Source organism: Streptomyces sp. NPDC015171 (assembly GCF_043079545.1).
Classification (GTDB): Bacteria; Actinomycetota; Actinomycetes; order Streptomycetales; family Streptomycetaceae; genus Streptomyces.
This window is the reverse complement of sequence record NZ_JBIBUO010000003.1, coordinates 263,998-270,506: the sequence shown is the minus strand read 5'-3', so window position 1 is coordinate 270,506 and position 6,509 is coordinate 263,998. Positions and strand designations below refer to the sequence as shown.

General features: G+C 74.4%; 5 protein-coding genes. 3 read left to right on the top strand and 2 right to left on the bottom strand.

Translation table 11 applies throughout. The features are described from left to right. Window positions 1-274: 274 nt before the first annotated feature. From ACF073_RS09590 to ACF073_RS09580, 3 genes are all read left to right on the top strand, one after another. Window positions 275-1,516 (top strand): hypothetical protein, encoded by a 1,242-nt coding sequence (locus tag ACF073_RS09590; RefSeq protein ID WP_392068006.1) that lies wholly within the window; start codon window positions 275-277, stop codon window positions 1,514-1,516. Between the two features lie 63 nt (window positions 1,517-1,579). Further along, window positions 1,580-2,833, top strand: a complete 1,254-nt coding sequence (locus tag ACF073_RS09585) for an SLC13 family permease (RefSeq protein ID WP_392068901.1) — start codon at window positions 1,580-1,582, stop codon at window positions 2,831-2,833. A gap of 30 nt (window positions 2,834-2,863) precedes the next feature. Further along, window positions 2,864-3,355 carry a universal stress protein gene (locus ACF073_RS09580; RefSeq protein ID WP_392068004.1) on the top strand — a complete coding sequence of 164 codons (492 nt, stop codon included), beginning with the start codon at window positions 2,864-2,866 and terminating at the stop codon, window positions 3,353-3,355. A gap of 1 nt (window position 3,356) precedes the next feature. Here the strand turns inward: ACF073_RS09580 and ACF073_RS09575 are convergent, their stop codons facing one another. Then, window positions 3,357-5,189, bottom strand: a complete 1,833-nt coding sequence (locus ACF073_RS09575; RefSeq protein ID WP_392068001.1) for a ricin-type beta-trefoil lectin domain protein — start codon at window positions 5,187-5,189, stop codon at window positions 3,357-3,359. Between the two features lie 337 nt (window positions 5,190-5,526). Continuing rightward, window positions 5,527-6,495 (bottom strand): aldo/keto reductase, encoded by a 969-nt coding sequence (locus ACF073_RS09570; protein ID WP_392068000.1) that lies wholly within the window; start codon window positions 6,493-6,495, stop codon window positions 5,527-5,529. Window positions 6,496-6,509: the final 14 nt, after the last annotated feature.

Here is a 6,509-nt window from a genome sequence, read left to right as displayed (position 1 = left end):
CCGGCCGGCGGGGGGCCGGCCGGGGCGCGCCCGGCCCCCCCCCCCCCCCGGGCCCCGCCCCGGGCGCCCCCCCCCCCCCCCCCCCCCCCGCACCGCGGACCCCGCTGCCCTCTCCCCCGGGGCAGCGGGGTCCGTCATGACGGCGCCACAACTGTCACAGGACGGCAACAGGCGCCGGCGTCCGCGATCTTTCCCCGCACTTGCGCCATCGAACCCGGTCGACCGCACGGCGAACCGGCCCCGCAGGGGCCACGACCTGGGAATCGGGGACAAGATGAGCGGGATCTCACGCAGGCGGGTGCTCACCGCGGGGGCGGCGGCGGGCGCCCTCGGAACACTGGCCGCCTGTTCCTCCGGCACCGGCCGCCCGGCCGGCGGAGCGGGCCCGGCCGACGGCAAGGGCACCGCGCAGGCCCGGCCGGCGAGGCCGATCGGCGACGGCTCCACCGCCGACACCGGCGCCCAGCCGCACCAGCCGGAGCCGGCCCGGTTGACCGCGGGCCGGCGGCCCCCGCAGTTCGTGGTGTTCTCCTGGGACGGCGCGGGCGAGCTGAGCAATCAGCTGTTCTCCCGGTTCCGCAAGGTGGCCGCCGACCACGACGCCAGGATGACGTTCTTCCTCAGCGGCATCTACACGCTGCCCGAATCCAAGAAGAGCCTCTACCGGCCGCCGCGGCACGCGGTCGGCGCCTCCGACATCGGCTACCTCGCCGACCGGCACATCCACGCCACGCTCCAGCAGGTGCGCGGGGCCTGGCTGGAGGGCCACGAGATAGGCACCCACTTCAACGGGCACTTCTGCGGTGCGAACGGGGTGCGCAACTGGTCCCCGGCCGAGTGGCGCAGCGAGATCGACCAGGCGATGGACTTCGTCACGAAGTGGAAGACCAACACCGGCTTCACCGACCTCGACCCGCTCCCCTTCGACTACCGCAAGGAGCTGACCGGCGGCCGCACCCCCTGCCTGGAGGGCCAGGCCGGCCTGCTGCCCACGGCCGCGGCGCTCGGCTGGAAGTACGACGCCAGCTCCCCCGGCGGCCTGCAGATCTGGCCCGGGAAGGTGCAGGGCGGCAAGCTGTGGGACTTCCCGCTGCAGTCCATACCGTTCGCCGGGCACTCCTTCCAAGTGCTCTCGATGGACTACAACCTGATGTACAACCAGTCCGGCGGCAATCCGCTCGGCGACCGCGCCCGGTACGACGCCTGGCGGGTGCAGGCCCGTGACACCTATCTGGCCGGGTTCCGGCGGGCCTACGAGACCAACCGGGCGCCGTTCTTCATCGGCAACCACTTCGAACGCTGGAACGGCGGCATCTACATGGACGCCGTCGAGGAGGCCATCGGAAAGATGGCGGCCTACGACGAGGTGCGTTTCGTGTCCTTCAAGCAGCTCGTGGCCTGGCTGGAGGCGCAGGACCGGGCGGTGCTGCGCAAGCTGCGCACGCTCTCGCCCGGGCAGGCCCCGGCGGTCGGCTGGGCCGAGTTCCTGGGCGCGGCGGGCAGCACGTCGTCGTAACCCGTTCCGGGTCATCTGTTTTGATGGGCGGGCACCTCGTGATCGATTCCGGAAGGACCCGCCCTGAACACCCCGCTCGCCGAGGCCCTGTCCGCCGTTCTGCTGGCCGCCGTGCTGGCCTGGGCCGTCGTCCGGCCCTTCGGATGGCCGGAGGCCGCCCTGGCCGTGCCCGCCGCCGGCATCGCCGTCGCCACCGGGGCGATCTCCCTCGACCACGCCAGGGCCGAGGCGGAGCGGCTCGGCCCGGTGGTCGGGTTCCTGGCGGCGGTGCTGGTGCTCGCCCACTTCTGCGACGTGGACGGACTGTTCCAGGCGTGCGGGGCGTGGACGGCCCGGTGGTCCGGGGGCCGTCCGGTGCGGCTGCTGACGGCGGTGTTCGCGCTGGCCTCGGCCATCACCGCCGTGCTCAGCCTGGACGCCACGATCGTGCTGCTCACCCCGGTGGTCTTCGCCACGGCCGCGCGCACCGGGGTACGCCCCAAACCGCATGTCTACGCCTGTACGCATCTGTCGAACACGGCGTCGCTGCTGCTGCCGGTGTCGAATCTGACGAACCTTCTGGCGTTCGCGGCGAGCGGGCTGAGCTTCACCCGGTTCGCGGCGCTGATGGCGCTGCCGTGGGTGGCCGCGATCGGCGTCGAGTACCTGGTGTTCCGGCGGTTCTTCGCCCGGGATCTCGCGGCGGCGGCCCCGGCGGCCCGGGACACCGGCGCGGAACCCGGGCTGCCGCTGTTCGCGCTGGTGACCGTGGGCTGCACGCTGGCCGGGTTCGTGGTGGCGTCGGCGTTCGGTGTGGAACCGGCCTGGGTGGCCGCCGCCGGCGCGCTGGTGCTGGCCGTGCGGGCGCTGGCGCGGCGCAAGGCGACCCCGCTGACCGTCGTACGGGCGGCGGCCCCGGCGTTCCTCGCCTTCGTGCTGGCGCTCGGCATCGTGGTCCGGGCGGTGGTCGACAACGGGCTCGCGGACGTCCTCGGGCAGGTCGTGCCGGACGGCACCGGGCTGGTCGCGCTGCTCGGGACCGCCGCGCTGGCCGCCCTGCTGGCCAACGTCATCAACAACCTGCCCGCCGTGCTGGTCCTGCTGCCGCTGGCGGCGCCCGCCGGGCCCGGGGCGGTCCTCGCCGTGCTGCTGGGGGTGAACATCGGGCCGAATCTCACATACGCCGGGTCGCTGGCGACGCTGCTGTGGCGGCGGATCGTGCACCAGCACGAGCACGATGTGGACCTCGGGGAGTTCACCCGGCTCGGTCTGCTCGCCGTGCCGTCCTCCCTCGCCGTCGCGGTGGTGGCACTGTGGGGGTCACTGCAGCTGCTGTAGCCGTGTGCGGCGGCGGAGGGAGGCCGAGGGATGCGGGTGATCGCCTGGCTCGTGGAGGGCACCTGGCCCGCCTGCGTGGACGCGGTGCGCGCGCACGCGCCGGACGACGCGGAGGTGGTGCTGCTCCATGTGAGCGGACCCGAGGTGCCCGCCGTGGCGCACGGGGCCTTCGCCGGACTGCTCGGCCGGGGCCGTCCGGAGCGGGACCCGGGCGACCGGCTGGAGGCGCTCGGCGGGACGTCGGCGGTCTCGCTCCTGGCCGCCGCCGCCGAACGGCTGGGCCGGCCCTGCGTCCGTGCGGAGCGGTCGGGCCGGGTCGAGCGGGAGGTCGTGGCCGCCGCCGAGGGGGCCGGGCTGCTGGTGGTGGCCCGGGACGGGGACCGGTCCGGGCTCGGGCCGAAGAGCCTCGGCCCGGCCGTGCGGTTCGCCGTCGACCACGCGCCCTGCCCGGTGCTGCTGGTGTGGCCGGAACCGGCCCCGGGCCTGGCGACGATCCCGCCCCCGCCGCCGCACCACCCCTGACTCAGCGGTGCCGGCGGCCGCCGCCCCCGGTGCGGCCGCCCCGGTCCCCGCCGCAGTACCCGGGGTACGCGGCGCAGGGGCCGGGGGTGACGGTGGCGGTCGGCGAGGGGGCCGGGCTCGATGGCGCCGGCGTCGGCCCCGTACCCGCCTCCGGGCTGGTCTCGGGGGTGCCGGACGGGGTGGGCGTGGCCGGCGGCGGGACCGTGCGGGGTGCGGCGGAGGCCGGTGCGAGGGTGCTGTCGGCGCCCCAGTTGACGTTCTCCATGCGCAGATCCGCGTGGGCGGTGTCGATCGTCCAGCGCTGGGCGGTGCCCGCGGTGCGGGTCTTGAGCACGAGGGCGCCCGAGCCGTCGGTGGCGGCCGGGGTGAGGGCGAGCCCCTGGTTCCAGCGGGGTACCAGGGCGCCCTGGAGGGTGAAGTCGTAGTGGATGTCGCGGGCGGCCGTGCCCGCGGCGGTGCAGGGGGCGAGGCGGACGGAGTAGCCGAGGTGGGAGTCCAGGCAGAGGCCGGGGTCGGCGCCGCTGCGCAGCAGTCCGTCGGTCTCGTAGGTCCACTGCTGGGTCTCGGCGGCGGAGCAGGCGGTGAGTTCCGTCTCGGCGTCCTTGGCGGTCCGCTCGCCGACGACGCCGACGCACAGCCCGGAGGTGAGGTTGCGCAGCCTGCCGCGCAGGGCCCCCTGTGCGGCGGCGTTCGAGCCGGCCCAGGAAGCCCCCGGCGAGGGGGTGTTCGCGCCGGGCGTCCGGGCGGGCTGGCGAGCGGCGCCGGGCACGGGGGCGCCGTCGGAACTCAGCGCCGACCACAGCACCAGGGGGAGGACGACCAGAGCGCTGACGGTGCCGGCGGCCAGGGCGAGATGGCGGCGCCGGGTACGCCGGGCGGCGCGCAGCGCGGAGCGGCGGGTGACGGCGGTCCCGGAGGCAGGGATGGCGGCGCCGGGTGCGGCACAGGCGCCGGACGCGAACGCCTCCCCGGCCACGGCGGCGGCGGGCGGGGCCGGTTCGGCCGGGGGTTCGCCGGCGGCCGTGCGGGACTCCAGATAGCCGCGGGCACCCCAGCCGAGGACCGCCTCGGCGAGCGCGAGGCCGAGGCCGCGGTCGAACCGGGCCAGCTGGTCGGCGGTCCGGCCGCAGTGCGCGCAGCCGGCCAGGTGCCGGCGCAGATCAGGGTCGATGTCGGTGCCGCCGCGCCGGAAGGTCACGTCGAGCATCCGCAGATAGTGGTGGCACTCGTTGCCGGGGGCGAGTTCGCGGTGCGCCTGGAGGCACTCCTCACGCAGCCGCTCGCGGGCCCGGCGCAGCTCGACGCGGGCGTCCTCCTCGTCCAGGCCGAGCAGCGCGGCGGGCACGGCCAGGGGTTCGCCCTCGACCTCGGTGTGCCACAGCACGGCACGGGAGGTCTCGGGCACCCGCTGGAACGCGCGGGACAGGAGGCGCCGTTCGGGCGGCGGCAGCAGCCGGGCGGCGGCGCGCTCACCGGTGCCGGAGCCGGAGAGCAGGTCGGGGTGGAGCAGTTCCCGGCGGTCGTCGGTGTCCCACTCGGCGGCGATCCGGCGGACGGCGGCCAGCACATGGGGCCGCCAGGCCGCGGTCGGGCCGGACTGCCTGAGGGACGCGCCGAAGAGCCGGGTGAAGGCGGCGGTGGTGAGCATGCCGGCGGCACGCGGTCCGTCGGTGCACAGCCGGGCGTACGCGAGGGCCGCCGCCCAGTGCCGGTCGAGGAGTTCACCGACGGGATGCAGGGCGGATGACGCTCCCGTCCACTTCATCAGTTCGGCGCTCAGTCTCTCGTCCGACGGGCCTGCCTCGGTCACGGCCGCATTCCTCCAGATGCCCATAACGGAATTAGTCCATACCAAGAGGTATGGAGAGGGCGTGAGGCAGCTCGAACGTCCACCTGAGGCGGCTCTTTTGAAGCGTGAGGGGTGTCCGGGGAGCGGCCTGGCACATACAGCGGGAATGCAGGTGCCTGCGCGCCGACAGCGCACACTTTCGCACAGCGGAACACGCTCTAACAAGAGATCTCGCGTTTCTCCGGATTTCCCGCCGCCTTTTCTCTTTTGACATTCTGTCAAGGGCGGCCATTTCTTCCCGGCACGTCTGTTCCGCCGTCGGCCCGGCCGCCCGAGGCGGCCGGGCCGTGGATCCGGGCCGGGTTCCGGCCGGGCGGCGCGGTCAGTGGCCGCTGATGGCGTGCGGGGTGTAGGGCTGCTCCAGTTCCCCGAGTTCCTTCTCGCTCAGCTCCAGTTCCACGGCGGCCACCGCGTCCTCGATGTGCTGCGGCTTGGCCGCGCCGACGATGGGGGCGGCCACCGCGTCCTGGTGCAGCAGCCAGGCGAGCGCCACCTGGGCGCGCGGCACGCCCCGTTCGGCCGCGATCCGGGAGACGGCCTCGACGATCGCCCGGTCGCTCTCCAGGTAGAGCCCGCTGCCGAAGGTGTCGCTGGCGCTGCGCCCGGTGACGGTGCCCCAGTCGCGGGTGAGCCGGCCTCGCGCGAGCGGGCTCCACGGCAGCACGCCGACGCCCTGGTCCGCGCAGAGCGGCAGCATCTCCCGCTCCTCCTCGCGGTAGAGCAGGTTGTAGTGGTTCTGCATGGACACGAACTTCGTCCAGCCGTGCCGCTCGGCGGTGTGCTGCGCCTTGGCGAACTCCCACGCGTACATCGAACTCGCCCCGATGTAGCGGACCTTGCCCGCCCTGACCAGGTCGTGCAGCGCCTCCATCGTCTCCTCGACGGGGGTCGTGCGGTCGTAGCGGTGGATCTGGTAGAGGTCGACGTAGTCGGTGCCGAGGCGGCGCAGGCTGTGGTCGATCTCGGTCATGATGGCCTTGCGGGACAGGCCGGCCCCGTTGGCCCCCGGCCGCATCCGGCCGTGCACCTTGGTGGCCAGCACGATCTCGTCGCGGTCGGCGAAGTCCCGCAGGGCCTTGCCGACGATCTCCTCGCTGGTGCCGTCGGAGTAGACGTTCGCGGTGTCGAAGAAGTTGATGCCCGCGTCCAGCGCCTGCCGGATCAGCGGACGGGACGCCTCCTCGTCGAGGGTCCACTCGTGCGTGCCGCGGTCCGGCAGCCCGTAGGTCATGCAGCCCAGACAGATCCGCGAGACGTCCAGGCCCGTCGAACCGAGCTTCACGTACTGCATCGTTGCTGCTCCTG

Bases quoted from the DNA above. Each gene is read 5' to 3' on its own strand.
- ACF073_RS09580 (WP_392068004.1), top strand. From the start codon at position 2,864: ATGCGGGTGATCGCCTGGCTCGTGGAGGGCACCTGGCCCGCCTGCGTG.
- ACF073_RS09570 (WP_392068000.1), bottom strand. From the start codon at position 6,495: ATGCAGTACGTGAAGCTCGGTTCGACGGGCCTGGACGTCTCGCGGATC.
- ACF073_RS09575 (WP_392068001.1), bottom strand. From the start codon at position 5,189: ATGGGCATCTGGAGGAATGCGGCCGTGACCGAGGCAGGCCCGTCGGAC.
- ACF073_RS09590 (WP_392068006.1), top strand. From the start codon at position 275: ATGAGCGGGATCTCACGCAGGCGGGTGCTCACCGCGGGGGCGGCGGCG.